This window comes from Pseudomonas fluorescens (assembly GCF_902498195.1).
Taxonomy (GTDB): domain Bacteria; phylum Pseudomonadota; class Gammaproteobacteria; order Pseudomonadales; family Pseudomonadaceae; genus Aquipseudomonas; species Aquipseudomonas fluorescens_BU.
Window position 1 is genome coordinate 325,304 of sequence record NZ_CABVIY010000002.1, and the last position, 25,500, is coordinate 350,803.

Genomic DNA, 25,500 nt, shown 5'->3' on the forward strand with positions numbered 1-25,500 from the left:
ATACTGTGCGCCTTTCGCGGCTCGCTGACCGGGCCCGACACTTCAAGCATCACCCGGAGCATTCATGACTTCCCCGAAACAACCGCCGGTTGCCGACGCCTTGAGCGACGAGCTGGCCGAGCTGCCAGACAGCGTCGACTCCAGCGCCGATGGCGAAACCAAAGCCGCGATCCCGGCCTTCAAGTTCCCGTTCAAGCCGGGTGAACTGGCGGGCGCCAAAGGCTCCAACCAGCCGTGGTACAAGAACGGCGCCAAGAATGGCCACACCAAGACGCCGGGCATGGCGCCACCGGGGACTCGACGGTCGATGGGCAAGCGTTAACCCCCGGCTTTTGCAGTGCCTGTGCCGGCCTCATCGCGAGCAGGCTCGCTCCCACATCTGTGAAAACAAATCTTCTGTGGGAGCGAGCTTGCTTGCGACAGGGCCATCACAGGCAACGCGTCTTTGCGGTCACGCCGCCCGCAACGAAATAAACGCATAATTGCCCGGCGCATCCGTCGCCACTTGAGCGCCCGCTGCCATCACCTGGCCGGCAATCTCCTCGCCCGACACATGGAACTCCCACTCGCTGCTCCATTGCGGCAATGTCTGCCCCGTCAATTCATCGATGATCGTGGCGAATTCGTTCATGTCCGGCAGGTAAGCGGTGAATCCGTCGCCCTTCAGCGCTGTCGTCCGAATTCCCAACAGTGCGCAAATCGCATCCTTCATCAGAATGTCATCGCGATCGGCCTGCCGGGAACGCTGGATCAGTCGCGACAGTTCCTTGTCGACCAGTTCGCCTCCCACGATCAACTCCGGACCTTTTTCCCAAGACTCTGGCGGGCATTCCTTGACGGCGGGGTTCAGGGGGATGTGAGGGTTGATTTCCATCGGGTAGATGCGGCACACCAGCGGCCGGCGTTCGTAAATGCGGCACAGGTTGTCTTCGTCAAGATTGCGGCAGGCACCCGCGTTGTAGGCGGCAAAGGTGATGGCGACGTAGGCTTGTGCGTCAGCGCTGCGAACCACCGCCGAACGGCGTTCCGCGTGTTCACGCTGCTGCGCCGGCAGGCCCAGGCCATTGTTGAGGAAAGCTTCCACCAGCACGATCACCTGGCCGCCGTCGGCGGCCCACATCCGGGCTTCGGGCAAGGTCAGGGCGACATGATGGTCGTTGCAGCATTTGCCACAGCCTACGCAGGAAAACGTCGTATTCATTGAGCGGTCAGTCGTATCCGAGGGCATGAAACGGCGACAGAATGCCGCCGCCAGGGCCGCTGTCAAAGCAAGTTATGCGCCACTCATCGTGCCTTGGCGGTCGCACGGATGGAGTCCCATTCGGTGACGTACGCGGTTTTGCTTTGTTTGTTGTAGAGGCACAACTCGGTGCCTTGCGCGCCCTTCATGTGTTTTTGCGGGTACTGGCCTTGCAGCAGGAGGGCGGTGTAGCCGACACGGTCATCGAACTGTGCGGCGTTGCCGACAGGTTTGGCATCCTTCAGGCCGCTGGCCTTGGTGCAGCTGGCGAGCACGGTTTTGTCGTAGGCCGCCCAGGCGTCGGGGCTGGAGGCGTGGGCCTGGGAGGCGAGGGTGGTGAGGCAGAGGAGGGTCAGGGTGATGACTTTCATGGTTCAGGGATCCTTGGGTGATGACCAAGGCTGGAGTATGCCTGATGGTTTGATAAGGGTAGTGATGGCCTCTTCGCGAGCAAGCCCGCTCCCACAAGTGAAGGTGCGCTCCTCTGTGGGAGCGGGCTTGCTCGCGAAAGCGGTCTGTCAGGCAGGAACCCGTTCCCGGCGGACGGCATACATCCCCACGCTTTCATACAACCGCCGCGCCCGCAGGTTGTCCTCCAGCACCTTCAGATCCACAAATCCTTCCCGACGCTGTTGAAACACCTCGAACGCCTGTAACAGCAAGGCGCGACCCAGTCCCTGGCGTCGAGCCCGCGGGTGCACCACCAGGTTCTTGATGTAGGCACTGGTCCAGCATTGGCAAACAGCGACCACGCCGTCGGCATCCAGGGCAATCAGGCACAAGTCGGGATCGTATTCCGGATCGGTCTCGAACTGCCGTTGCCACTGCACCAACACGGGCACGCGCCCGCCACCGTCGCGATGACCCAACGCCATCAAGTGATGCACGGCTTCGGCGAGTCCGGGGCGGTAACGGGTCAGTTGGATGCCGGTTGGCCAGCGGACGGCGGGCACTGCCTCAGCGAGATCGCGCCGCATCAGCCAGCACCATGTTTCTTCCGGGGCCCCGGCCAAGACTCAATGACCTTGTTCGGCCACAGCCTTGGCCGCGTCGATCAGGCATTTGGTCAGTTCTGGCGAAGAGAACTTGGTCAGTACTGCGTTGGCGCCGGCCAGGCGGGCCTTTTCGCTGTTCATCGCGCTGTCCAGCGAGGTGTGCAGCAGCACATAGAGATGGGCGAAGTCTGGGGTTTCACGCAGGGTACGGGTGAAGGCGTAGCCGTCCATCTCGGACATTTCGATGTCGGAGACGATCAGGTTGATCTGCTGGGCGGTGCCTTGAAGGTCCAGCAAGCAATCGATGGCTTCCTTGGCACTGCGCGCCGTGTGGCATTGCAGGCCGAGATTGCGCAGGGTGTGCACCGATTGCTGCAGGGCCACCTGGCTGTCATCGACCACCAGAATCCGCGCGTTGCCCAGCACTTCGGCGTCTTCCATGCTGAGTTCGGTCGGTGCCGTGTCGATCTGTACCGGTGCGATGCCGTGGATGACTTTTTCGATGTCCAGCACCTGCACCAGCGTGCCATCGACTGAGGTCACGCCAGTGATGTACGAGCGCACGCCACCGGAACCGAAGGGCGGGGGGCGGATGTCGGTGGTCAGGCAGTGGACGATTTTGCTCACCGCCTGGACGTGCAGGCCCTGCTTGGAGCGGCTGACGTCGGTGACAATCAGGCAGCCACCGTTCGGATCTTCCAGTGGGCGTTCGCCGATGGCGCGGCTGAGGTCGATCACCGACAACGAGGCCCCGCGTAGGGTGGCGATGCCTTTTACGTGGGGATGGGATTCCGGCAGCTTGGTCAGCGGTGGGCAGGGAATGATTTCACTGACCTTGAGCAGGTTGATTGCCATCAACTTGCCACTGCGCAAGGTGAACAGCAGCAGCGAAAGTGAATCTGCGCGGGCTTTGGTGGTGGACATAAAAACCTTCTTTGGAAAAAGGTGGCGGGCGAGCGCGAGGATCGCCAACAGCTATCAATGCCGGGTTATCGACTTGGCGGGGGCAGGCTTTAGAAAATCGGTTGGATGGTAGACCGATTTCGCGAGCAAGCCCGCTCCCACCTTTGATCGCATCCCTCCAGGAGAAACACGGTCGAATGTGGGAGCGGGCTTGCTCGCGAAGGGGCCCTCACTTCATACCCAACCTTTTGGCCATCCGACCAAGGTTCGCCCTATCCAAGCCTAGTTCCCGTGCCGCACTGGCCCAGTTGTTGTGATGCCGCTCCAGGCAAGCACCAATCAATTGCCGTTGATAATTCTCGGTGGCCTCGCGCAAATCCCCGGTCACCAACGCCACGGCGGCCGCTGCCGGCTGCTCGGCGACCACCTCGATGCTGCCGTTGGGCAGGTCCAGGTCGGCGGCGCTCAAACTGAGGATTTTTGGCCGTTCCTTGCAGTTACCCAAGGCCTTCAGGGCGCTGCGGCCGATCAAGTGTTCCAGTTCCCGAACGTTGCCGGGCCAGTCGTACGCGAGCAGAGCCACCTGGGCGTCGCTGTTCAAGCGCAGGCTGTTGAGGCCCATGCGCGAGCGGTTCTGTTCGAGGAAGTAGCCGCTGAGCAGCAGCACGTCGCGGCCACGATCGCGCAGGGCCGGCACGAGTAGCGGGTAAACGCTGAGGCGGTGGTAGAAGTCGGCGCGATAGCGGCCACTGCGCACCTCTTCGGCCAGGTCGCGGTTGGTCGCGGCGATCAGGCGCACATCGACCTGATGTTCCTTGTCGGAGCCCAGGCGTTGCAGTTGACCGCTTTGCAGCACGCGCAGCAATTTGGCCTGCACCGTCAGTGACAGTTCGCCGACTTCATCGAGGAACAGCGTGCCGCCATTGGCCAGTTCAAACTTGCCGCGTCGATCATTCAACGCCCCGGTGAAGGCGCCACGCACGTGGCCGAACAATTCGCTTTCCACCAGCGTATCGGGCAGCGCGGCACAGTTGAGGCTGATGATCGGCTTGTCGGCCCGGGGCGAGGCCGCGTGGATGGCCTGGGCCACCAGTTCCTTGCCGACTCCGGTTTCCCCGGTGATCAGCACGGTCAGGTCGCTGCCGCCGACCAGATTGATTTCTTCCACCAGCCGTTTGAGCGCCTTGCTCTGGCCGATCATTTCGCGGTCCTGCTGGCCACTGGCCTGGCGATAGACCTCGGCGCGCTGGTGTTCGTCCTCGACGCGATTGTTCAGGCGTTCGATGCGCTCGGCGGCATTCACCGTGGCCGCGGCGAGGCTGGCGAAGGCTTCCAGGGCGTCCAGTTCGATCGGTTCGAACTGCTCGGGATCAAGGGCGTCGAGCGTCAGCAAGCCCCAGGGGCGCTCGTCGATGAACAGCGGGCAGCCCATGCAATCATGGACTTCCAGGTGATCATCGAGACCATCGACCAGGCCGTCATAGGGATCGGGCATGTCGCTGTCGGCGGCGAACCGGGTCGGGCCGGGGCTGCTGAGCAGCGCTTCGAAGCGCGGGTGTTCGCTGACCTTGAAGCGGCGGCCAAGGGTGTCGGTGCTCAGGCCGTCGACGGCCAGCGGCACCAGCCAATCGCCATCGAGGCGCAACAGGGCGGCGGCATCGCAGGGCAGCAAGGCGCGCATGGCTTCCAGCAAACGTCGATATCGCTCGCCTTCCGGGAGTTCACGGGAAAGGTCCGAGACCAGCGGTAACAGGGCGGTAAGCAGGGATTTTGCAGTCATAGTGACTCCATGTAGTCGGTGTGACTATAAGTCAGAATGTGTCGATATGACTATCGTGTTGTTAAGTTGTTGAAATATAACGATTAAATACTTGGCACGGAAACTGATAAGCATAGGGCAATCGTTCAGAAACCCCTCGTTGCTCAGGAGTCACTTTATGCTTAGCGTCCAAGACCGTGCCATCGTCAAATCCACTGTGCCGCTGCTGGAAAGCGGTGGTGAAGCCCTGATCACCCATTTCTACCGCATGATGCTGTCCGAGTACCCGGAAGTTCGCCCGCTGTTCAACCAGGCCCACCAGGCCACCGGTGACCAGCCGCGTGCGTTGGCCAACGGTGTCCTGATGTATGCGCGGCACATCGACCAGCTCGACCAGTTGGGCGACCTGGTGGCCAAGATCATCAACAAGCACGTGGCCCTGCAGATTCTGCCGGAACACTACCCGATTGTCGGCACCTGCCTGCTGCGCGCGATCGCCGAAGTACTGGGCGAAGAAATCGCCACCCCGGAAGTGATTGCGGCGTGGGGCGCGGCGTACGGTCAACTGGCGGACATCCTGATCGGTGCCGAAACCAGCATCTACGACCAGAAAGAACAGGCACCGGGCGGCTGGCGCGGGGCGCGGGAATTCATCGTGGCGGCCAAGGTCGAGGAAAGCGCGGAAATCACCTCGTTCTACTTCGAACCGGCGGACAAAGGCCCGATTCTGGCAGCGGAACCCGGCCAGTACATCGGCATGAAACTGATCCTCGATGGTGAAGAAATCCGTCGCAACTATTCATTGTCAGCGTTGGTGAACAAGGGCCAGTACCGCATCAGCGTCAAGCGTGAAGCCGGTGGTCGCGCCTCCAACCACCTGCACGATCAATTGCACGCAGGTTCGAGCATCCAGCTGTTCCCGCCATCGGGCGAGTTCACCCTGACCGCCAGCGACAAACCACTGGTGCTGATCAGCGGCGGTGTGGGCATCACTCCGACCCTGGCGATGCTCGAAGCGGCGCTGGCAACCGAGCGTCCGGTGCACTTTATCCACTGCGCGCGCAACGGCAGCGTTCACGCCTTCCGCGACTGGATCGACGGGCTGGCCGAGCGTCATCCGCAACTCAAGCGCTTCTACTGCTACGACGAGGACGACGGTGTGAGCCCGGCGGCGCACAAGGTCGGGTTGTTGAGCCAGGAGCAACTGGGCGAATGGCTGCCGGCGGAGCGCGACCTGGACGCCTACTTCCTGGGGCCGAAAGGCTTCATGGCGGCGGTCAAGCGTCACCTCAAGGCGCTGGGCGTGCCAGAGAAGCAAAGCCGCTACGAGTTCTTCGGCCCGGCTGCTGCACTGGAGTAAATATGAGTGGCGACTCGGGAGACCGAGTCGCCTGCTTTCGCGAGCAAGCCTGCTCCCACAAGGGATCTTCAGCGAACACAGGTGCTGTGTCCGGCGAAGACCCACTGTGGGAGCGGGCTTGCTCGCGAATGCCGCAGCGCGGTTTCAATTCCTGAAACCGCCTGAAAGTTAATCCCTTCTTAACCCGCCTGTCGTCTATTCCCCCGACATCCCCCCAGCGCGCGCCACGCTCTCCAAGAGCCGGGCCAGCGTGTAGACTGGCGGGCAATCGATACCTTTAAGGGAAACACGATGAGCGAGGAAACAATGCGGTTGGGGCGTGAGCGGCGCTATCTGGTGTTGCTGGGCATCATCTGCCTGGCGCTGATCGGTGGCGCGCTGTACATGCAAATCGTGCTGGGCGAGGCACCGTGCCCGCTGTGTATCCTGCAACGCTATGCCTTGCTGCTGATTGCCATTTTCGCCTTCATCGGCGCGGCCATGCGCAACCGTCGCAGCATCACGATCTTTGAAACCCTGGTGGTGATCTGCGCGCTGGCAGGTGTCGGGGTCGCGGGGCATCACGTCTTCACCCAGTTCTATCCGGCCGTCAGTTGCGGCATCGATGTGTTGCAGCCGATTGTCGATGGCTTGCCGCTGGCGAAGATCTTCCCGCTGGGCTTCCAGGTCGACGGCTTCTGCTCCACCCCGTACCCGCCGATCCTCGGTTTGTCGCTGGCGCAGTGGGCGCTGGTGGCCTTCGTGCTGGTGGTGGTGCTGGTGCCGTTGCTCACGGTGCGCAACCGCAGGGCGCTGCGCTGAGGTCATCGGCGGCAACGCGGTGATAGTCAAAAAACGCCCCGGTCCTTTCACAGCGGACCGGGGCGTTTTTGCATTTTCAGAGGCCTGGTAAAAAGTCCGTGATTTGCCGCAAGCGGGGGTGCGACAAGTGTGCGACATGTTGTCACATCTTGAGTGTCGCACTGGTTGGCGAGGCGCCGGATTGGTGCGCGCTCACGCCAGCAAATTGGCCTGTTTTTCGCACAGGCAGCCCGGCCGTCACCAAACGGCATCAGGCAGTTTTAACAGGGGCTGGCGTTTTGCCAGAGCCCTTGCCACATGGGGGCTGAGGCCGGGTTTTGAACAGTGATCGAGCCCTCGATACTGTCTGAAATGCCGGTGGTAGACCTACTATTTTTGGTGTTTTTGTTGAGAATCAATTTCGTTAAGATGCGCCACTTTTACAAGTTGCGCGAAGCATTGTTGCGGCTAGGGATATAAATTATTTCGGGATGAGACATGGTTTATAAAACGTTACATATCTACAATCGCCCGCACTGAATTCCCGACACTGCTCACCCTCGCTGAGGAGCATGAGCAGAAGCAGGGTGTCGAGAAGCCAGGTGGTTTCACGCGACTCCAGGTGTCGGTGCCTCCAACTATCCGCACCAAATGGAATTGGTCTGTAACAAGGCCTTTGACCACGAATTCGAATAAGAACTCAACGCTGGCCCAGGATTTGTCGAAACGCGTCTGACGCTCGACGGGCAAGCCCTTATTCAATCCAAGAAAAATGCCAACCCTTGGCAGGGTGAAGTGTTGGCGATCAAAACCCAACTGCATGGCGCAAGCTGCTTTAGAGGTCGTGAGATGATTAAAAACAGGTACCCCAGACTACTAGGCTTATTGCCGCTGATCGGCACGTTGTTGCTGTCAGGCTGCAACATGACCTTGCTCAATCCCAAGGGCCAGGTGGGCCTGGACGAGCGAAACCTGATCATCACCGCAACGCTGCTGATGCTGTTGGTCGTGATTCCGGTCATCGTGATGACCTTCCTGTTCGCCTGGAAATACCGCGCGTCCAACACCAGCGCGACCTACACGCCGAAGTGGAACCACTCCACCAAGATCGAGATCGCGGTGTGGGCTGTGCCAATCATGATCATCATTGCCCTGGGTTACGTCACCTACAAGTCGACCCACGCCCTGGACCCGTACAAGCCGCTGGAGTCCGACGTCAAGCCTGTGACCATTGAAGTGGTCGCGCTGGACTGGAAGTGGTTGTTCATCTACCCGGAACAAGGCATCGCCACGGTCAACAAGATCGTGTTCCCGGCGCACACGCCAATCAACTTCCGCATCACCTCTGACGCGGTGATGAACTCGTTCTTCATCCCTGCGCTGGGCGGCCAGATCTACGCGATGGCGGGCATGCAGACCAAGCTGCACCTGATCGCCAACGAGAACGCTGAAATGGACGGTATCTCCGCCAACTACAGCGGTGCCGGCTTCACCGGTATGAAATTCAAAGCGACCGCAACGACCCAGGAAGAATTCGACGCCTGGGTAAGTGAAGTCAAAAAGGCACCTAAAAAGCTTGAACAGGCTGAATACGCAGCGCTTGCCAAGCAGAGCCAGAACAACCCAGTCGAGCTCTACTCCTCGGTTACCCCGAACCTGTTCCAGACCATCGTCGACAAGTACGAAGGCATGAAACCAGGTCCGAAGGTGCACCACGAGAAGAAAGAGAAAGAAGTGGCCGCTACGGACATGAACTCGCATTCAGCTGCCGGGGCAGAGGAGTAAACGATGTTTGGTAAATTAAGTTGGGAAGCGGTCCCGTTCCACGAGCCGATCGTGATGGTGACCATCGCCATGATCGCGCTCGGCGGTGTGGCACTGTTCGCTGCAATCACCTATTTCAAGAAGTGGACCTACCTGTGGTCCGAGTGGCTGACCTCGGTCGACCACAAGAAAATCGGCGTGATGTACATCATCGTCGCCATGGTCATGCTGCTGCGCGGTTTTGCCGACGCCATCATGATGCGTACCCAGTTGGCCATGGCCACCGAGGGTTCGCCTGGCTACCTGCCACCTGAACACTATGACCAGATCTTCACCGCCCACGGTGTGATCATGATCATCTTCATGGCGATGCCATTCTTCACCGGCCTGATGAACCTTGCAGTGCCGCTGCAGATCGGCGCGCGTGACGTTGCCTACCCGTTCCTGAACTCCCTGAGCTTCTGGCTGCTGGTGTCCGGCGTCGTGCTGATCAACCTGTCCCTGGGCGTCGGCGAATTCGCCAAGACCGGCTGGGTTGCCTATCCACCGCTGTCGGGCCTGCAATACAGCCCTGGCGTGGGGATGGACTACTACATCTGGGCGCTACAGCTATCGGGTCTGGGGACAACGCTAACCGGGGTTAACTTCCTGGCGACCGTGCTGAAAATGCGTACCCCTGGCATGAAACTGATGGACATGCCGATCTTCACCTGGACCTGCACCTGGGCCAACGTCCTGATCGTGGCTTCGTTCCCGATCCTGACCGCTACCCTGGCACTGCTGACGCTTGACCGTTACATGGATTTCCACATTTTCACCAATGAACTTGGTGGCAATCCGATGATGTACGTCAACCTGTTCTGGGCCTGGGGCCACCCCGAGGTTTACATCCTGATCCTGCCGGCGTTCGGTATCTTCTCCGAAGTCATCTCGACCTTCTCGGGCAAGAAACTGTTCGGCCACCACTCGATGATCTACGCATCGGGCGCGATCTCGATCCTGGGCTTCATGGTTTGGCTGCACCACTTCTTCACCATGGGTTCGGGTGCCAGCGTCAACGCCTTCTTCGGTCTGGCGACGATGCTGATTTCCATCCCGACGGGTGTGAAGCTATTCAACTGGCTGTTCACCATTTACCAAGGCCGTCTGCGCTTCACCAGCCAGGTGATGTGGACCCTGGGCTTCATGGTGACCTTCGCCATCGGCGGCATGACCGGCGTACTGCTGGCCATCCCGGGTGCTGACTTCGTTCTGCACAACAGCCTGTTCGTGATCGCGCACTTCCACAACGTGATCATCGGCGGCGCGGTATTTGGCTACATCGCCGGTTTCGGCTTCTACTTCCCTAAAGCGTTCGGCTTCAAGCTGCACGAAGGTTGGGGCAAGGCAGCCTTCTGGTTCTGGATCACCGGCTTCTTCGTCGCGTTCATGCCGCTCTACGTACTGGGCTTCATGGGCATGACCCGTCGTCTGAACGCCACCACCAACCCTGAGTGGGTGCCGTACCTGTACGTGGCCATGTTCGGTGCGGTGATGATCGCTGTCGGTATCGCTTGCCAGCTGATCCAGCTCTACGTGAGTGTGCGTGACCGCAACAAGCCAGAAAACATGTGCGAACACGGCGACCCGTGGAATGCACACACCCTGGAATGGTCGACCTCGTCGCCACCTCCGTTCTACAACTTTGCTGTGCTGCCAAAAGCTGACGTGGTCGATCCGTTCACCGAAGCCAAGGAAAACGGTACTGCGTACAAGGCCCCGGCCAAGTACGAACCGATCCACATGCCAAACAACACGGCGACCGGTGTGGTCATGGGTGCTCTGTTGACTGTGTTCGGTTTCGCGATGATCTGGCACATCTGGTGGCTGGCAATCGCTAGCCTGGCCGGCACCGTGATCTACTTCGTGATCCACGCAGCTCGTGATGATCAGGGCTACTACGTGCCGGTCGACGTGATCGAGCGCATCGAAGCCGAACAGCACAAGCGTCTGGTAGCGGCCGGGAAAGTCCCAGCGACCGCCACCCGTGTTGAAACCTCGTTGGAACAGGCTTAAACCATGTCGAACTTAGTGACCAATGTTGGACACGCCCATGGTCATGACCATGGGCACGATGACCACCACCACGACTCGGGCGAGATGACCGTATTCGGTTTCTGGCTCTACCTGATGACCGACTGCATCTTGTTTGCATCGATCTTCGCAGCGTACGCGGTACTGGTTAACAACGTAGCGGGTGGCCCGTCGGGCCACGACATCTTCGAACTGCCTTACGTACTGGGCGAAACCGCTCTGCTGCTGTTCAGTTCGATCACCTACGGCTTCGCCATGCTGGCGTTCTTCCGGGGCAACAAGAAGCAGGTCCTGGGCTGGCTGGCCATGACCTTCCTGTTCGGCCTGGGCTTCATCGGCATGGAGATCAACGAGTTCCACCTGCTGATCTCCGAGGGCTACGGTCCTAGCCGTTCGGGCTTCCTGTCCGCATTCTTCACCCTGGTCGGTACCCACGGTCTGCACGTGACCAGCGGTCTGATCTGGATGGCGATCATGATGTACCAGGTGCAGAAAAACGGCCTGACGGCGACCAACAAGACCCGTCTGAGCTGCCTGAGCCTGTTCTGGCACTTCCTGGACGTCGTGTGGATCTGCGTATTCACCGTTGTTTATCTGATGGGGACTATGTAAATGGCTAACGCTCATTCCCACAATGGCCACGACGACGGCAGCCACGGCAGCGTCAAGTCCTACGCCATTGGTTTCGTCCTGTCGGTCATCCTGACCCTGATTCCGTTCGGCCTGGTGATGTACCCGACGCTGCCGAAATCGATCACGCTGATGATCGTCCTGGCTTTCGCCGTGATCCAGGTGCTGGTGCACCTGGTGTACTTCCTGCACCTGGACCGTTCGCAGGCGCAACGTAACAACGTGATTGCGTTTGTCTTTGCCGCGATCGTGATTCTCCTGCTGGTTGGCCTGTCGATCTGGATCATGTTCAGCATCCACACGTTCATGATGGCGAAGTGAGGTAAGTCCGAATGTCCTTTAAGCACTTTATCCAAATCACCAAACCGGGGATCATTTTCGGTAACGTGCTTTCTGTGGCAGGCGGATTTTTCCTGGCCTCCAAAGGGCATGTCGATCTGGCCATCTTCCTGGCCGCGATGATCGGCACGTCCCTGGTGGTCGCCTCCGGTTGCGTGTTCAACAACTGCATCGACCGCGACATCGACCTGAAGATGGAACGCACCAAGAACCGGGTGCTGGTCCAGGGCCTCATCTCCCTGAAACTGGCCCTGGCCTATGCGACTGTCCTGGGTGTCGCCGGCGTTGCGTTGCTGTACAAGGTGGCCAACCCGTTGGCCGCGCTGTTCGCAGTGATCGGTTTCGTCATCTACGTCGGCTTCTACAGCCTGTACCTCAAGCGCAAGTCGGTTCACGGCACGCTGGTGGGCAGTCTGTCGGGCGCCATGCCGCCGGTGATCGGCTACGTCGCGGTGAGCAACACCTTCGACATGGCCGCACTGACGTTGCTGGTGATGTTCAGCCTGTGGCAGATGCCGCATTCCTACGCCATCGCGATCTTCCGCTTCAACGATTACCTGGCCGCATCGATTCCGGTGCTGCCCGTGAAGCGCGGAATCCAGGTGGCCAAGAAGCACATCCTGATCTACATCCTGGCCTTCCTCGTGGCGACCTTGATGCTGACCTTCAGCGGCTACGCCGGCATGAGCTACCTCGCCGTCGCCGCGGCCATGGGCATGTACTGGCTGTACATGGCCTGGACCGGCTACAAGGCAGTGGATGACACGGTCTGGGCACGCAAGCTGTTCGTGTTCTCGATCTTCACCATTACCGCGTTGAGCGTGATGATGTCCCTGGACTTCAAAGTGCCGACCGAGTTGCTGCTGACGTACGCGCCTTAAGCGTCGGACGACGTAAAGAAAAACCCCGCCCTTCGAGAGAAGGTGCGGGGTTTTTTGTTGGGGCGGTGTTCCATTGTGGGAGCGGGCTTGCTCGCGAAGAGGCCGTCACATTCAGCATCAACGTTGCCTGATGCACCGCCTTCGCGAGTAAGCCCGCTCCCACAGGGGCCGTGTCGGTCGGTTGCTTACTTTTGAGTATCGAGCAACCGGAAAAACCGCTCCCGTACTTGCAGATGATCACTGTGCGCCACGTTGAACCGCAGGTAGTGACTGGCGTCCGGCCCTTTGCTCAGCAACGTGCCAGGCGCCAACACCAGATTGTTCTCCAGCCCTTGGCGAGCCAGCGTTTCGGCATGCAGCCCATCCGGCAAACGCGTCCAGATAAACAACCCTTCCCCCGGCAGTGACGACACCGAGCATCCTGCCTCTTCCAGCCAACCCGCCACGCGGCTGTTGGATTCGTAGAGCCGGTCCACGGTGCGCCGCGCGTGTTTGGCGTAGCTGCCATCGCTGAGCATGGTGCACGTGATGTGCTCGGCCAGTTCCGAGGTCACGCCGCCGCAGGCCATTTTCAACGCCACCAGTCGCGCCGCCAGTTGCGGCGACAGCACCGCGTAGCTGACCCGGCTGTTGGCGGTCAGGGTTTTCGAGAAACCGGAGACGTAGGTGACGTTGTCCAGCCCGCTCGCCGCCAGGCGCGGGGTGCGACGTTGCTGGATGTCGCAGTACAGGTCGTCTTCGAGGATGTGGAAGTCATGCCGGTGGCTCAACTCCAGCAAGCGATACACCTGCGCCGGGGTGAATGAATGCCCGGTCGGGTTGTGCAGCGTGCTGTTGGTCATGTACAGCACGGGTTTGTGGGCGATGACCAGTTGCTCGAACGCGTCCAGGTCCATGCCGTCGCAATCGCGGGCGATGGTGATGACCTTGGCCCCGTGCAACGCCAGGTTGGCGTGCAGGTTGAAGTAGCAGGGATCGTCGAGCAGTACGGTGTCGCCGGGCTTGATCAGCAGGCGCATCAGCAGGTCGATGGCCTGCATGGTGTTGGCGGTGGTGATGATCTGGTCCACCGGCACTTCGATGCCGAAGGTCGCCAGCTTGACCCGCAACGCCTGGCGCAGCGGCGGGTAACCACCGGCCACGCCGTACTCGCCCATGCGCAGGGACGTCGCGCGCAACGTGCCGCGCACCGCCTTGAGCAGTTCATCGGCGGGCAGCCAGGAGGTCGGCAGAAAGCCGCAGCCGGGGCGCAGGGCGCCGTTGTCCAGCAACAGGGCGCGGCGCACCACGCTGAGGGTGTCCTGGGGTTGCAGGTCCGGGCCGGTGCCGCTCGGCAGCGAGGTGGCGGCGCGATGCACGTAGTGCCCCGACCCCTGGCGTGACACCACCAGACCCTTGGCCCGCAGGCGGTCCAGGGCATCGACCACGGTGGATTTGCCCACGTTCATCAGGTCGGACAGTTCGCGAATCGGCGGCAGCTTGGCGCCATGGGGCAGGCCGCCGGTGCTGATGGCCTGGGACAGTTGATCGACGATCTGCTGCACCAGCGGCACACCGGACTGGAATTCGATGGCTTTGATGACTGCACGTTGAACCTGCATTTTACTGGTCTCTCCGGCAGTAAAGTTCGTTGGATTCTATACGAACTTGCTCTGATCAGGACAAGCCCCACTCACTACCATCGCCTTACAGACTTTTCTGGTGGTCGATCCTGTCCGGTCGGACCATCGTCGGTGTATGAGGTGGTGAATGAGTGTCGAAACAACGGTCGCCGTGGCCAAACCGGTGATCAACCTGCGTTTGTTCACCATCCGCATCATCACCGCCGTGTCCCTGTTTGCGGTGCTGGGCAAGGCCAACGTCTGGCTCGACACCGCCACCAACAGCATTCTGGCCCTCGGTTATCGGGCCTTGTTGCTGCTGTTGCCCCTGACGTTACTGGTGCTCGGGCGCCGCTCGTTGAGTGTCACGCTGCTCTGCGCCGCCCTCGGCCTGGTGTTGCTCGCGCTGACCAGCCACCAGGGCATGGTGATGTTTGCTGCCGCGCTGTTCGCCTACGGCATTGCGATTGCCGGTTACCTGATCAAGAGCGAAGCGGCGCAGACCAAGGAGGGCGCGGCCTACAACCGCGTCGCCATGAACATGGGCAGCCTGGTGGCGGGGCTGATTCTGCTGTCGCCGCTGCTGACCCCGACAATGTTTTTCCTCGGCGCCGCAAGTTTTGTGCTGCTGTGCCTGCCCATCGCCCTTGGCGCGACCTTCACGTCGCAACCCGCCGTCGCCCGTCCCGCCAGCCAGGACGGCAGCGGCTGGCGCAACAAACTGCCGTGGGTGATCGCCGGGATCATCATGGGCATCAAGTTGTTTGGCGTGTTCTCGATCCTGCCGCAAGCCATCCTGCTCAAGACCGGTGAGCTGCCCGCCTGGTATGGCCTGATGCTGATCCTCAACAGCGCCGTGGTGGTCTTTGCCCAGGTGCCGGTGATGAAACTGATCGAGCGCACCGGCCGGTTCAAGGTGGTGGCGGTGATCGGGATCATTGTCGGTGGCTTCGCAGTGCTCTCGTCACCGGCCGCGTTCCACGTCGAAACCCTGGCCGGCGCGCTGGTCTGGGTGGCGCTGCTGTCCATCGCCGAATGCGCCTTCAGCTACCTCGATTACTTCTCGGTCAAGCAGAACAACATGTTCGTCAAGGAAGTGTCCCTGGGCGTCGGTGCAGGGCTGACCGTGCTGATCATGCGGGTCGCGCCGCCACCGTACAACGCCCTGATGCTGGCCGCTATTGGCGCTGGCGGGATCCTGGCCTGGTACTGGCTCAACCGCCAATCCAATGCGTCGTTGCACGACTGAGTCAGCGCAGCTTCGGTTTTCACTTTGCAAGTCGGGGGCATTATGAATACGACTTCATGCGTCGTAGTGGTCGGGTACAACGGCAGCCGGGTTCACGATATCCAGAAGCTGCGCGAGCTGTGCAAGTCGCTCTATAACGCCCGGCTGATATTGCTGGTCGAGCAGATCCAGCCCCACGACGATCAGGTCGCCGACCACGTCTGCAGCACATCGCTGGCCGAGAAGGACGTGCCGGCCTCCCTTGAACTGGTGGTCGGCTGCCTGAATGCCGACCGCTGGAAGCTGATCGGCGTGCTGCCGTTCTCGGATCGCGGCGTGTTGCTGGGTGCGGCCCTGGCCAACCATTTCGGCTTGCCCGGCATTACGCCGGCCGAGGCACGGGCCGGCCTGGACAAACAGATTTTTCGCCGGCTCGAAGCGACGGCCGCGACCTCGCCGGAACACTATCGCCCGGTGTTTTCCGCTCGGGTCGAGAGCCTGCCGGAGCTGCGCCAGCGCGTGGTCGAGCTGGGTGGCAAGGCCTTCATCAAACCCGCCTGCGAGGGCGCCAGCCGCGGTTGTCGGGTGATCCATCATCCATCGGAATGCGATGACGCCTGGCACGCGCTCAAACCCTATCGCGAGGGTGGCATCGTCCTCGAAGAGTTGATCCAGAACGCCCGGGAATACAGCTGGGACTGCGTCGCCGGCAGCACCTGGGTCACCGAAAAAACCACCACCGAAGGCGCTTACCGCGCCGAGATCCAGCAAGTGGTGCCCGCACCCTTGGCGGCGGATATCCAGGGCCGGCTGATGGCTGCCGGTCGCCACATGGCCAACCTGGTGTCCGCGGACAACGGCGCCTGGCACAACGAAGTGTTCCACCGGGCCGACCAATTCACCTCGGCCGTGGAAACCAACATGCGCCCCGGCGGCATGCACATCTGGGACCTGGCGCGGCGGGCCTTCGTCGATTTCAACCCGTGGGAGCGCTGGGTTCGCTGGGCCGTGGAAGGCAAGGTCGAACACCACGAACCGGTGCGTCGCGGCTATTGCGGCATTCGCCTGCTCAGGGCGCCGGCCGGCGGCATTTTACGGACAACGCCCGACATCGAGGCGTTGGCGCGGGCGCTGCACATCGAGCTGGTGGAAGGGCAGTACGCCAAGCGCGTCGGTGATTCGGTCAGCGCCCTGGTGAAAGACAACTTCTCGTTCATCGGCCACATCGTGTTGTTCAACGAACACTACGGGCAGCTCAGCAATGACCTGTTGCGCCTGGCCGAGGCCATCGAATCAAGGATCGGGATCACCAGCCTGGCACCGCCCGCAAGGGCCGTAGGCTGACGTGCAGGGATCGATGTTTTTTGCAGTATTGAGCAAGAGGGTAAAGCAATGATTGAACACATGACCTGTGATGAACGCTTCATCGCCCTGGCACAGGAATTCGGTTATGACATCTACGGCGAGAATACCGCGGGCGGCCATTACGCACCGCTGATCCGTCATCACGATGAGCTGTACATCAGCGGCATGGTGCCGCGCATGAATGGCAAGATTCACTACCCCGGCCGTGTCGGGCTGGACCTCAGCCTGGCGGATGCGCAAGCGGCGGCCAGCATCAGCGCGATGCGCGGCCTGGCGCTGATCGTCGATGCCATCGGTTCACTGGATAAAATCAAGTCGCTGATCCGGGTCACGGTGTATGTGAAATCCACGGCGGACTTCGTTGACCTCAGTGAAGTGGCCAACGGCGCCTCGGATGTCTTCAGTCATGTGTTGGGCGATGCCGGGAAACATACGCGTACCACAGTCGGTGTTTACCAGTTGCCGAAAAATGCCGCGATAGAAGTGGACATGATTGCCGCCTTGCGTCCATCGGTTTTATAAATAAAACAGCCGGCTTTACAGCGCTGAACCGTTAACTTAAGGTTCAGCGCTTACGTATTGAATATAAAAAAGGAACGTGCGAGTGGATAACTTTCAAGGTGCGTTTTTTTTATATAAGGATTTTCGTCAAAGTTTGCATCATCAGTCGCTAAGTCCGAAGGTGTGGAAGGGCGCCGAACTGGCGAACTTGCCTCAAGCATTGGCGGACAGTGACGTCGATATCGTCGCCCTGGCGCACGACAAGAGCATCGCGGGGTGCGAAGTCACGCCCGGGATGGGGATTGCCATGCAATGGCTCAACCCGGGCGAAGTGCTCAACGGGCATGCCCATTCCTGGTGGCATCTGTTTGTCATCCAGTCCGGCAGCGGCCTGTTGACCCTGGGCGAGGCCGACGAGGTGAACGTCGGCAGTGGCGACGTGTTGCTGGTGCCGGCCTGGACCCGACACGGCTTCGTCAACACCAGCGCCAGCGCGCCGCTGGCCATGCTCAACCTGAGCAACATGCCGCAAATGGCACTGTTGTCCAACTTCGCCGACAGCCACGGGCTGATCACCTCCGCGCTGTAATCCCTTCCCGATTTCTACCCGTTGGCTCCAGCAGCAGGCCCCGCCTGCTGCTGGAAATTGCTGTGCAATATCAACTTTCTGTATCGATTGAAACAGACAAATTCTGTATCTATCCAGCCTCGAATCAACTTACTACGATCACTTCCAATGCACGTTAATCAATGCGGCCATTGAAAGGGAGTGTTCTATGGAAAGTACGAAACTCAAACTCTATGTCGGTGCGGATTTCATCAGTGCCTTTGCGATGTCGGCATTTGTTGCACTCAGGGAAAAGCAACTTTCTTTTGAGTTTGTCGCGGTGGACTTGAAGGCGCGGGAGAACTATCAAGAAACTTATCGTGATCTTTCCCTCACTTGCAAAATACCCACCCTGGTTCATGAAGGGTTTGCCCTGTCGGAATCTTCCGCCATTGCTGAATACCTGGATGAACTCTCACCGGGGCATACAAAACTCTTCCCGCAAGACATCAGGCAACGCGCCCGTGCCCGTCAACTCCAGGCCTGGTTGCGCAGCGATCTGCTGGTGGTGCGCAAGGAGCGTCCGTTTGACCGGGTCTACTTCGCCAAGCCCCTCAACCCGCTGTCCGATGAGGCCAAGGCGGCGGTCGAGCGCCTGTTCTTTGTCGCCGATCGCTTGCTGGAAGAGGGCGCCGAGCATCTGTTCGGTGACTGGAGCATCGCCGACACCGACCTGGCCATCATGCTCAACCGATTGCTCGCCCAGGGGGATCCGGTGCCGGCGCGTCTCGCCGACTATGTCCGCCGCCAGTGGGATCGCGACAGCGTCCGGGCATGGATGGACATAGCGCGCGTCGCGCCAGTCATCCAGTAACCGTCGCCAGCCATCATCAGGAGCGCTGCCATGCAGGGAATGTCGGAGCAGGAAAGATACAAGCCCTATAACGCACGGACCATTCGCGACACGCCGTACTGGCTAAAGCTGACGCCAGCGCTGCAGGAAGCCATGACCGTCGTCGCCCGGGTCATGCCGTTTCGCACCAATGAATATGTACTCGGCACCTTGATCGACTGGAATAACATCCCGGAGGATCCGATTTTCCGCATGACCTTCCCCCACAGGGACATGCTGCTGCCGGACGAATACACCTCGCTCAAGCAGCTGATCGAACAGGACGACGCCCCGGCCATCAAGCGCCGGATCGAAGCGATCTGGCTGCGCATGAACCCCCATCCGGCCGGGCAGTTGACGCACAACGGCGTGACCCTCGACGGAAAGGTCCTGCCGGGCATTCAGCACAAGTACCGTGAGACTGTGCTGTTTTTCCCCGGTGCCGGTCAGACCTGTCACGCCTATTGCACCTTCTGTTTCCGTTGGGCGCAGTTCATCGGTGAGGAAGAACTGAAGTTCAACGCCCGGGAATCCCAGGAGCTGGTGAGTTACCTGCGGGTGCACACCGAAGTCACGGATGTACTGATCACCGGGGGCGATCCGCTGATCATGAACACCCGCTCGCTGGCCAGTTACATCGAGCCACTGCTGGAACTGCCGCACCTGAAAAGCATCCGCCTCGGCACCAAATCCGTGGCGTACTGGCCGCAGCGCTTTGTCAGCGACAAGGACGCGCCCGAGTTGCTGGCCCTGTTCCGGCGGATCGTCGCGGCGGGGAAAAACCTCTCGATCATGGGCCACTACAACCACCCGGTGGAGCTTCGCCAGGACATCGCCCGGCAAGCGGTCGAACGCATTCGCTCCACGGGCGCCACCTTGCGCATGCAAGCGCCGGTGATCCGCCACATCAACGAAAACCCCGCCGATTGGGCGGCGCTGTGGACCGAAGGCGTGCGGCTGGGGGCGGTGCCGTATTACATGTTCGTCGAGCGTGACACCGGCCCCAGTCATTACTTCGCCATGCCGCTGGCGCGGGCGTTCGAAATCTTCCAGGCGGCGTACCGCACGGTGTCCGGGCTGGCGCGCACGGTGCGCGGGCCGTCCATGAGCACCTTCTACGGCAAGGTGCTGATCAATGGCATCGAGACCGTCGCCGGGGAAAAAGTCTTCGTGCTGCAGTTCCTCCAGGCCCGGGACCCGCAATGGGTATTGCGCACCTTCTATGCACGCTTCGACCCGCAGGCGACCTGGTTCGACGAACTGCGCCCGGCCTTCGGCGAGCGTGGGTTTTTCTTTCAGACCGAGCCTGAGCGGTTGCTGGCGCCAGCGCCGGAATTGATACCGGTGTTGCTGCAAACGGCGTAGGGCTTTTCTGGCACAAAAGAGTTTGAATTTCGGGGAGACAAGGACATGAGCGGTATCCCGTTTGATCAACGCGAAGGATGGATCTGGCTCGACGGCGAGTTCGTCGAGTGGTCCCAGGCGCGCCTGCATGTGCTGAGCCACGGCTTGCATTACGCGAGCACGGTGTATGAAGGGGAGCGTGTCTACAACGGCAAAATCTTCAAGCTGCGCGAGCACACCGGGCGTTTGTATCGCTCGGCGCAGTTGATGGATTTTGCCATCCCGTTTGAACCGGCCGAACTGGAAGCGGCCAGTCATGAACTGCTGCGACGCAACAACGTGGTCGAGGGTTATCTGCGACCGGTGGCCTGGCGCGGCAGCGAGATGATTTCCACCTCGGCGCGTTTCAACCGCGTGCATGTGGCGATTGCCTGCTGGCAATGGCCGAGCTACTTCGACCCGGCGGCGCGCATGGCCGGCATCCGTTTGAAGACGGCAACGTGGCGCCGCCCGCCACCGGGCAGCAGCCCCTTTGAAGCCAAGGCGTCGGGGCATTACCAGATCGCCACGCTGAGCAAGCACGACGCGGAAAACCACGGCTACCACGATGCCTTGATGCTTGACTGGCGCGGCCACGTCGCCGAAGCCACCAGCGCCAACGTGTTCTTCGCCAGGGGGCGGAACCTGTACACGCCGCTGCCGGATTGTTTCCTCAATGGCATTACCCGTCAGACCGTCATCGAACTGGCCCAGGCCCTGGATTACCAGGTCATCGAAACCACGATTCTGCCGGCGCAACTGGGCGACTTCGACGAATGTTTCCTGACCGGGACCGCCGCCGAAATCACCCCGGTGCAAAGCATCGACGAGCAGCACTACCGACCGGGCAAGGCCTGTCGTGAATTGATTGCCGCCTACACCTCAACCGTCAACGCCTGATAAACCGCCAGGAATCTCACCATGTCAGATCAAGGGATTGTTGCGTCTCAACCTTACGTTTCGCTGGGCCATCGCCATGAGGAGTTGTCGCGCCGTGGCTGGACGGTGCTGACGCCGGGGGAATTTGCCCACGACGTTGTCGGCACCTTGCATGAGTTCGGTCCGGTCATTCCGCAGTTCAACGGGCAGACCGCTTTCGCCATCACCCGCAAGCCAGGCTACGAAGACTTGCCGTACTCCCAGAGCATGAACGGCATCGGCCCGCACACCGAAGCACCGGTGTATGGCCCGCCACCGCGTTATCTGGCGTTGCATTGCCATCGCCAGGCCACCTGCGGTGGCGGCCATACGGGGCTGGTGGACGGCTATGAGTTCTTGAAGTCACTGGAGCGCAGTGACCCCGAGCTGCGTGAATGGCTGGATGACACGCCCGTGGAATTCGTTGCAACCGCCAAACCCGGCGAACCGGGCCAGCGTCGGGTCAAGGAATACATCCTGACGCCTACCGAGGACGGCGACATTTTCCGCTTCAGCTACAACCAGTTTCACTACGGCGATGTGAACCCGTCGAAGGAAGCGTTGCAGCAATCCCTGGTGGCCAACAATGACGCGCCGCTGGCCAGGTTCGCCGTGCTGGGCGAAGCGTATTTCGTCGAGCACAACGTTCCGGTGCTGATTCCCGACGGCTGCCTGCTGATTTGGGACAACTGGCGCATGATTCACGCGCGCAGCCGATACACTGACCCGGCGCGAAACCTGACCCGCTACTGGCTGGCCTGAATCTTCCGTCCCTTATTCCATCGGCGTACCCCTGAGCGGGTACGCGTCCAACAGGTATCGCGTCATGCAAACAGCAATCGAGATCGCCAAGGTCGATCATCAACTGATCGTGCGGCTCAATCAGGCATGGACCCGGCGCGCCACGGTGTGCTCGCCGGACAAGGCATCGGCCCTGGAGGTATTCGACCCGGCGCGTCCGGACTATCCGGAGTGCATGGTGCCGTTTTTTCACCACCCCAAATTCCAGGCCCTGAGCGATGAGCTCAAGAGCAGCGTGGTGACCTGGGGCTGGATCGGCTACAACCTGCGCACCGTCACCGCCGAGGAGCACGTGGTCAATCCGGCGTTGAGCGTCATTGCCAATCAGTACCTTGGCAAGGACGACTGGCACTTTCGCGAGGCCATGCAGCAGACCTTGATCGACGAGCACTACCACACGCTCATGCACCTGCGGGCGATCGAACGGACCAAGCTTGAGCGGGCGCTGGATCAGGATCTGGACTTGCCGCCATCAGTGACCTACCTGCGTCTGCTGGCCCTGCGCGAAACACTGACCGAGCAATGGCAGAAAGACCTGGCGGCGATCACTTTTGCAGTGGTGGCCGAGATCAGCGTCAACGCGTACCTGGATCTGTTGGCCGATGACCAGAGCATCCAGCCGCAAAACAGTCGCGTGGCGCAAATGCACAACCGCGACGAATACGCCCACAGCAAGGTGCTGGCCGAGGTGGCGAAGGTCATGTACGGCAACATGCAGCCTGTCCAGCGGGAATTTTTCGCACGCAATTTGTCGGTGGCGCTGAGTGCCTTTGTCGCGCAGGACTACTCGATGTGGGAAGCGATCCTGACGCAGCTTGGGGTGGCGGACGCCGCACTGATCATTGCCGACACCCGCGAGAGCAACAAGAACGCGACGATCATGCGCGACTACAGCGGCCTGCATAAATTGGCGCAGGACCTGGGCATCAGCGAGCAGATTGACTTCGATTTTCGTCCGACCATGAACGCCAACGCGGCGGCGTGAATCCGGGAGGTGTGCATGTCTGTTCCTGTGTACGAAGTGTTCGCCATCCGTGTCGGCGCCAATGCCCAGCGCACCGCCCGGGAGAACTTCCTCTACGACGCCTGCTGCGGTGATCCGAATGCGCCGATGCCGCTGGACTATTACTTCTGGGTGATCCGCAACGGGCACACGGTGATTGTCGTCGACACCTGTTTTCAGCCGGCCACGGCGGATCGGCGCAACCGGCAGATGTATCGTTTGCCGGAAGATTCCCTGCGGCAACTGGACATCGATCCGGCGCAGGTCGAGCAACTGATCCTGACCCATTTGCACTGGGACCATGCCGGCAACCTGGGGTTGTTTCCCAAGGCGACGGTGCATCTGCAGGAGGCGGAATTGCGTTTTTGCACCGGGCCGAAAATGGCCCATCGCACGGTGAATAAAACCTACGAGGTCGAAGACGTGATGTCGGCCCTGCCGCCGCTGTTCGAAGGGCGCATGCGCTTGCACCGTGGCACCGCCGAAGTGCTGCCCGGCGTCACGCTGCATGGGGTGGGCGGGCACACGCCCGGTAGCCAGGTGGTGCGGGTCAACACCGAGCGCGGCTGGATCGTGCTGGCGTCGGATGCCGCGCACCTGTGGGTCAACATTCGCCAGCGCAGTCCGTTTCCGATCCTCGATGACATGGCGCAAACCCTTGAAGCCTTCAGCGAAATCGAGCGCCTGGCCGACAGCGAAGACCACGTCATCCCCGGCCACGACCCGCTGATCGCCGAGCGCTTTCCGCATTGGAATGATGACCCCCATATCATCTGCCTGCACTTGCCCCCCCTTTAAATCCCTGTAGGAGCTGCCGAAGGCTGCGATCTTTTGATTTTGAATTTGAAGATCAAAAAATCGCAGCCTTCGGCAGCTCCTACAGGGGATGTGTCAGCGTTGGGTCTTGAGGATCTGGCCGAGGGTCTGCAATGCCTCATCAATCCTCGGCGAATACGGCGCTCCACACCCAATGCGCACAAAGTGATCGAACCGTTTGGAATTGGAAAAAATCCCCCCCGGTGAAATCTGGATGCCGACGTTCAAGGCCTCATGAAACAGCACCATGGACGAACACTCGTGGGGCAGTTCCACCCACAGCAACGTCCCGCCCTGGGGAGCGGTCACGCTCGTGCCTTCGGGAAAGTGGCGCAAGATCGCCGCGCTCATCTGCTGGCGCTGTTGCGTCAGGGTTTTGCGCAAACGACGCAGGTAGCGTTCGTAGGACGGTGTGCCCATGAACGCACTGACCGCCCGTTGCGATAACGCTTCGCAGCCACGGGACTGAGTGTGCTTGAGCATTTCCACGCGGTCGTGCCATTTGCCGGCGCTGATCCAGCCCAGGCGCATGCCCGGTGCCAGGGTTTTGTTCAGCGAGGCGCAATAGATCAGGTTGTCGTCGCGGTCCCAATGCTTGAGCGTGGACAACGGTTGCTCGGTGTCCACCAGGTCGCCATAGGTGTCGTCCTCGATCAGCACGGTGTCGTGCGCGGCACACAGTTGCACCAGCCGCGCCTTGTTGGCGTCGGGCATGATGCTGCCCAAGGGGTTGTGCAGGTTGGGAATGACGATCAGGGCCGTGATCCGCTCCGGACCTTGCAGCAACTGTTCGAGGGCCGCCAGGTTGATCCCGCCGTGGCTCGATGCGGGGACTTCCAGCACCCGCAGGTTCAGGCTTTCGAGGATTTGCAGCAACCCGTAGAAGGTCGGCGATTCCACGGCCACCGTATCGCCCGGTTGGGTCACTGCACGCAAGGCCAGGTTGATCGCTTCGGTTGCGCCGTTGGTGATCACGATGCGCTCGGCGCTCAGTTGGGTCTTGGCGTTCAGCGCCCGGCGGGCAAGCAGATGGCGCAACGCGATGTTGCCGCCAGTCGGGCTGGTGGTGCCGAACAGCTGCGGGTCCTGGCGCAGCGCCTTGATCATGTTGTCCTGCAGGGTCTTGAGCGGATACAGCGCCGGCGCACAGTAGGCGCTGGCGAAGTTGACCTTGATCGTCGCCCGTTGACTGGCCTTGAGCACCGATGACACCTGTTCGTGAATGCCGACATAAACGCCGGTATCCAGAGTTGGGGGGAGCGGAGGAAGGGCAGGTTTGGCCGGCGTGTCGGGCTGGCGAATGTAGTTGCCGGAGCGTGGCCGCGCTTCCAGCACGCCGTAGTCTTCGAGCTCGCGGCAGACCTGCACCGCGGTCGACAGGCTGACCGCATGTTTCTCCATCATCAGCCGAATCGAAGGAAAGCGCTCACCGGTTTTCAGGGTGCCGCTGCGGATGGCGTCCAGGTAATGGTTGGCCAACTGACGGTATAAAGGGGTCGTGTTCATGGTGACCTCAGCAGTCGCACCACTGAGGTCAGAGGCTGGACGGTGAGATGGCGCTCCACGACCTAGTTCAGAGCAGGCGGCCCCGTGGTGCTGGTGGGTGAAGGGACGTGTTGTGTTGTCGTGGATACTGGAAGAGTAATCGCGGATTTGCCCGAATCACGGGCAATAAAAAGCCCCGCACTGGGGCGGGGCTTTTTTTGGGGGGGGGGCAGCAA

Annotated in this window: 25 protein-coding genes; 18 read left to right on the plus strand and 7 right to left on the minus strand. The window is 60.6% G+C overall.

The window, feature by feature from the left end; translation table 11 throughout:
* Positions 1–64: 64 nt before the first annotated feature.
* A complete protein-coding gene (locus tag F8N66_RS06885; protein WP_150769475.1) occupies positions 65–322 on the plus strand; it encodes a hypothetical protein in 258 nt (85 codons plus the stop codon).
* Positions 323–451: 129 nt separating this feature from the next.
* Here F8N66_RS06885 and F8N66_RS06890 read toward each other — a convergent pair whose 3' ends face one another.
* The 5 genes from F8N66_RS06890 to norR all read right to left on the minus strand — a co-directional run bounded on the left by F8N66_RS06890 (position 452) and on the right by norR (position 4,918).
* Positions 452–1,201, minus strand: coding sequence for a YkgJ family cysteine cluster protein (locus F8N66_RS06890; protein ID WP_150769476.1), 750 nt, complete (start codon positions 1,199–1,201; stop codon positions 452–454).
* Positions 1,202–1,284: 83 nt separating this feature from the next.
* Entirely contained in the window at positions 1,285–1,611 is a 327-nt protein-coding gene (locus F8N66_RS06895; protein WP_150769477.1) for a hypothetical protein, read from the minus strand.
* Between the two features lie 147 nt (positions 1,612–1,758).
* Positions 1,759–2,217, minus strand: a complete 459-nt coding sequence (locus tag F8N66_RS06900; protein WP_150769478.1) for a GNAT family N-acetyltransferase — start codon at positions 2,215–2,217, stop codon at positions 1,759–1,761.
* Between the two features lie 39 nt (positions 2,218–2,256).
* On the minus strand, positions 2,257–3,159 hold the full coding sequence (locus F8N66_RS06905; RefSeq protein ID WP_150769479.1) for a chemotaxis protein CheV: 903 nt from the start codon (positions 3,157–3,159) through the stop codon (positions 2,257–2,259).
* 208 nt (positions 3,160–3,367) lie between these two features.
* Positions 3,368–4,918, minus strand: coding sequence for a nitric oxide reductase transcriptional regulator NorR (norR, locus tag F8N66_RS06910; RefSeq protein ID WP_150769480.1), 1,551 nt, complete (start codon positions 4,916–4,918; stop codon positions 3,368–3,370).
* A gap of 157 nt (positions 4,919–5,075) precedes the next feature.
* Between norR and hmpA the strand changes: the two genes are divergently transcribed.
* From hmpA to cyoE, 7 genes are all read left to right on the plus strand, one after another.
* The gene (gene hmpA, locus F8N66_RS06915; protein ID WP_150769481.1) at positions 5,076–6,257 is read left to right on the plus strand and encodes an NO-inducible flavohemoprotein; all 1,182 of its coding nucleotides are present in this window, start codon (positions 5,076–5,078) and stop codon (positions 6,255–6,257) included.
* A gap of 291 nt (positions 6,258–6,548) precedes the next feature.
* A complete protein-coding gene (locus F8N66_RS06920) occupies positions 6,549–7,058 on the plus strand; it encodes a disulfide bond formation protein B (RefSeq protein ID WP_150769482.1) in 510 nt (169 codons plus the stop codon).
* 828 nt (positions 7,059–7,886) lie between these two features.
* A complete protein-coding gene (cyoA, locus tag F8N66_RS06930; RefSeq protein WP_150769483.1) occupies positions 7,887–8,822 on the plus strand; it encodes a ubiquinol oxidase subunit II in 936 nt (311 codons plus the stop codon).
* Between the two features lie 3 nt (positions 8,823–8,825).
* Positions 8,826–10,856 carry a cytochrome o ubiquinol oxidase subunit I gene (cyoB, locus tag F8N66_RS06935; RefSeq protein ID WP_150769484.1) on the plus strand — a complete coding sequence of 677 codons (2,031 nt, stop codon included), beginning with the start codon at positions 8,826–8,828 and terminating at the stop codon, positions 10,854–10,856.
* A gap of 3 nt (positions 10,857–10,859) precedes the next feature.
* The gene (locus F8N66_RS06940) at positions 10,860–11,486 is read left to right on the plus strand and encodes a cytochrome o ubiquinol oxidase subunit III (RefSeq protein WP_150769485.1); all 627 of its coding nucleotides are present in this window, start codon (positions 10,860–10,862) and stop codon (positions 11,484–11,486) included.
* Positions 11,487–11,825, plus strand: coding sequence for a cytochrome o ubiquinol oxidase subunit IV (cyoD, locus tag F8N66_RS06945; RefSeq protein WP_150769486.1), 339 nt, complete (start codon positions 11,487–11,489; stop codon positions 11,823–11,825).
* A gap of 11 nt (positions 11,826–11,836) precedes the next feature.
* Complete coding sequence (gene cyoE, locus F8N66_RS06950) at positions 11,837–12,724, plus strand: heme o synthase (RefSeq protein WP_150769487.1); 888 nt, start codon at positions 11,837–11,839, stop codon at positions 12,722–12,724.
* A gap of 185 nt (positions 12,725–12,909) precedes the next feature.
* Here the strand turns inward: cyoE and F8N66_RS06960 are convergent, their stop codons facing one another.
* On the minus strand, positions 12,910–14,325 hold the full coding sequence (locus F8N66_RS06960; protein ID WP_150769488.1) for a PLP-dependent aminotransferase family protein: 1,416 nt from the start codon (positions 14,323–14,325) through the stop codon (positions 12,910–12,912).
* 148 nt (positions 14,326–14,473) lie between these two features.
* Between F8N66_RS06960 and F8N66_RS06965 the strand changes: the two genes are divergently transcribed.
* From F8N66_RS06965 to F8N66_RS07010, 10 genes are all read left to right on the plus strand, one after another.
* Complete coding sequence (locus F8N66_RS06965; RefSeq protein ID WP_150769489.1) at positions 14,474–15,574, plus strand: hypothetical protein; 1,101 nt, start codon at positions 14,474–14,476, stop codon at positions 15,572–15,574.
* Positions 15,575–15,616: 42 nt separating this feature from the next.
* Entirely contained in the window at positions 15,617–16,897 is a 1,281-nt protein-coding gene (locus F8N66_RS06970; protein ID WP_150769490.1) for a biotin carboxylase, read from the plus strand.
* Positions 16,898–16,945: 48 nt separating this feature from the next.
* On the plus strand, positions 16,946–17,440 hold the full coding sequence (locus F8N66_RS06975) for a RidA family protein (RefSeq protein ID WP_150769491.1): 495 nt from the start codon (positions 16,946–16,948) through the stop codon (positions 17,438–17,440).
* An 82-nt stretch (positions 17,441–17,522) separates the two neighbouring features.
* On the plus strand, positions 17,523–18,008 hold the full coding sequence (locus tag F8N66_RS06980; protein WP_150769492.1) for a cupin domain-containing protein: 486 nt from the start codon (positions 17,523–17,525) through the stop codon (positions 18,006–18,008).
* Positions 18,009–18,195: 187 nt separating this feature from the next.
* Positions 18,196–18,840, plus strand: a complete 645-nt coding sequence (gene yfcF, locus F8N66_RS06985; RefSeq protein ID WP_150769493.1) for a glutathione transferase — start codon at positions 18,196–18,198, stop codon at positions 18,838–18,840.
* A gap of 30 nt (positions 18,841–18,870) precedes the next feature.
* Entirely contained in the window at positions 18,871–20,223 is a 1,353-nt protein-coding gene (locus F8N66_RS06990; RefSeq protein WP_150769494.1) for a KamA family radical SAM protein, read from the plus strand.
* Positions 20,224–20,268: 45 nt separating this feature from the next.
* A complete protein-coding gene (locus F8N66_RS06995; protein ID WP_150769495.1) occupies positions 20,269–21,141 on the plus strand; it encodes a branched-chain amino acid aminotransferase in 873 nt (290 codons plus the stop codon).
* A 21-nt stretch (positions 21,142–21,162) separates the two neighbouring features.
* On the plus strand, positions 21,163–21,921 hold the full coding sequence (locus F8N66_RS07000; RefSeq protein ID WP_150769496.1) for a TauD/TfdA family dioxygenase: 759 nt from the start codon (positions 21,163–21,165) through the stop codon (positions 21,919–21,921).
* A gap of 64 nt (positions 21,922–21,985) precedes the next feature.
* Positions 21,986–22,945 (plus strand): diiron oxygenase, encoded by a 960-nt coding sequence (locus tag F8N66_RS07005; RefSeq protein ID WP_150769497.1) that lies wholly within the window; start codon positions 21,986–21,988, stop codon positions 22,943–22,945.
* A gap of 15 nt (positions 22,946–22,960) precedes the next feature.
* Positions 22,961–23,761: an N-acyl homoserine lactonase family protein gene (locus F8N66_RS07010; protein WP_150769498.1), complete on the plus strand. Its 801-nt coding sequence runs from the start codon at positions 22,961–22,963 to the stop codon at positions 23,759–23,761.
* Between the two features lie 93 nt (positions 23,762–23,854).
* Here the strand turns inward: F8N66_RS07010 and F8N66_RS07015 are convergent, their stop codons facing one another.
* Entirely contained in the window at positions 23,855–25,285 is a 1,431-nt protein-coding gene (locus tag F8N66_RS07015; RefSeq protein ID WP_150769499.1) for a PLP-dependent aminotransferase family protein, read from the minus strand.
* Between the last annotated feature and the right edge of the window lie 215 nt (positions 25,286–25,500).

What these genes read in the sequence shown, in the direction of transcription:
- F8N66_RS06970 (WP_150769490.1), top strand. Translation starts at nt 15,617, where the DNA reads ATGAATACGACTTCATGCGTCGTAGTGGTCGGGTACAACGGCAGCCGG.
- F8N66_RS07000 (WP_150769496.1), top strand. Translation starts at nt 21,163, where the DNA reads ATGTCAGATCAAGGGATTGTTGCGTCTCAACCTTACGTTTCGCTGGGC.
- F8N66_RS06885 (WP_150769475.1), top strand. Translation starts at nt 65, where the DNA reads ATGACTTCCCCGAAACAACCGCCGGTTGCCGACGCCTTGAGCGACGAG.
- F8N66_RS06895 (WP_150769477.1), bottom strand. Translation starts at nt 1,611, where the DNA reads ATGAAAGTCATCACCCTGACCCTCCTCTGCCTCACCACCCTCGCCTCC.
- F8N66_RS07015 (WP_150769499.1), bottom strand. Translation starts at nt 25,285, where the DNA reads ATGAACACGACCCCTTTATACCGTCAGTTGGCCAACCATTACCTGGAC.
- F8N66_RS06920 (WP_150769482.1), top strand. Translation starts at nt 6,549, where the DNA reads ATGAGCGAGGAAACAATGCGGTTGGGGCGTGAGCGGCGCTATCTGGTG.
- F8N66_RS06960 (WP_150769488.1), bottom strand. Translation starts at nt 14,325, where the DNA reads ATGCAGGTTCAACGTGCAGTCATCAAAGCCATCGAATTCCAGTCCGGT.
- norR (WP_150769480.1), bottom strand. Translation starts at nt 4,918, where the DNA reads ATGACTGCAAAATCCCTGCTTACCGCCCTGTTACCGCTGGTCTCGGAC.
- hmpA (WP_150769481.1), top strand. Translation starts at nt 5,076, where the DNA reads ATGCTTAGCGTCCAAGACCGTGCCATCGTCAAATCCACTGTGCCGCTG.
- cyoD (WP_150769486.1), top strand. Translation starts at nt 11,487, where the DNA reads ATGGCTAACGCTCATTCCCACAATGGCCACGACGACGGCAGCCACGGC.
- F8N66_RS06890 (WP_150769476.1), bottom strand. Translation starts at nt 1,201, where the DNA reads ATGAATACGACGTTTTCCTGCGTAGGCTGTGGCAAATGCTGCAACGAC.
- F8N66_RS06905 (WP_150769479.1), bottom strand. Translation starts at nt 3,159, where the DNA reads ATGTCCACCACCAAAGCCCGCGCAGATTCACTTTCGCTGCTGCTGTTC.
- F8N66_RS06995 (WP_150769495.1), top strand. Translation starts at nt 20,269, where the DNA reads ATGAGCGGTATCCCGTTTGATCAACGCGAAGGATGGATCTGGCTCGAC.
- F8N66_RS06975 (WP_150769491.1), top strand. Translation starts at nt 16,946, where the DNA reads ATGATTGAACACATGACCTGTGATGAACGCTTCATCGCCCTGGCACAG.
- F8N66_RS07005 (WP_150769497.1), top strand. Translation starts at nt 21,986, where the DNA reads ATGCAAACAGCAATCGAGATCGCCAAGGTCGATCATCAACTGATCGTG.
- cyoB (WP_150769484.1), top strand. Translation starts at nt 8,826, where the DNA reads ATGTTTGGTAAATTAAGTTGGGAAGCGGTCCCGTTCCACGAGCCGATC.
- cyoE (WP_150769487.1), top strand. Translation starts at nt 11,837, where the DNA reads ATGTCCTTTAAGCACTTTATCCAAATCACCAAACCGGGGATCATTTTC.
- F8N66_RS07010 (WP_150769498.1), top strand. Translation starts at nt 22,961, where the DNA reads ATGTCTGTTCCTGTGTACGAAGTGTTCGCCATCCGTGTCGGCGCCAAT.
- cyoA (WP_150769483.1), top strand. Translation starts at nt 7,887, where the DNA reads ATGATTAAAAACAGGTACCCCAGACTACTAGGCTTATTGCCGCTGATC.
- F8N66_RS06900 (WP_150769478.1), bottom strand. Translation starts at nt 2,217, where the DNA reads ATGCGGCGCGATCTCGCTGAGGCAGTGCCCGCCGTCCGCTGGCCAACC.
- yfcF (WP_150769493.1), top strand. Translation starts at nt 18,196, where the DNA reads ATGGAAAGTACGAAACTCAAACTCTATGTCGGTGCGGATTTCATCAGT.
- F8N66_RS06990 (WP_150769494.1), top strand. Translation starts at nt 18,871, where the DNA reads ATGCAGGGAATGTCGGAGCAGGAAAGATACAAGCCCTATAACGCACGG.
- F8N66_RS06940 (WP_150769485.1), top strand. Translation starts at nt 10,860, where the DNA reads ATGTCGAACTTAGTGACCAATGTTGGACACGCCCATGGTCATGACCAT.
- F8N66_RS06965 (WP_150769489.1), top strand. Translation starts at nt 14,474, where the DNA reads ATGAGTGTCGAAACAACGGTCGCCGTGGCCAAACCGGTGATCAACCTG.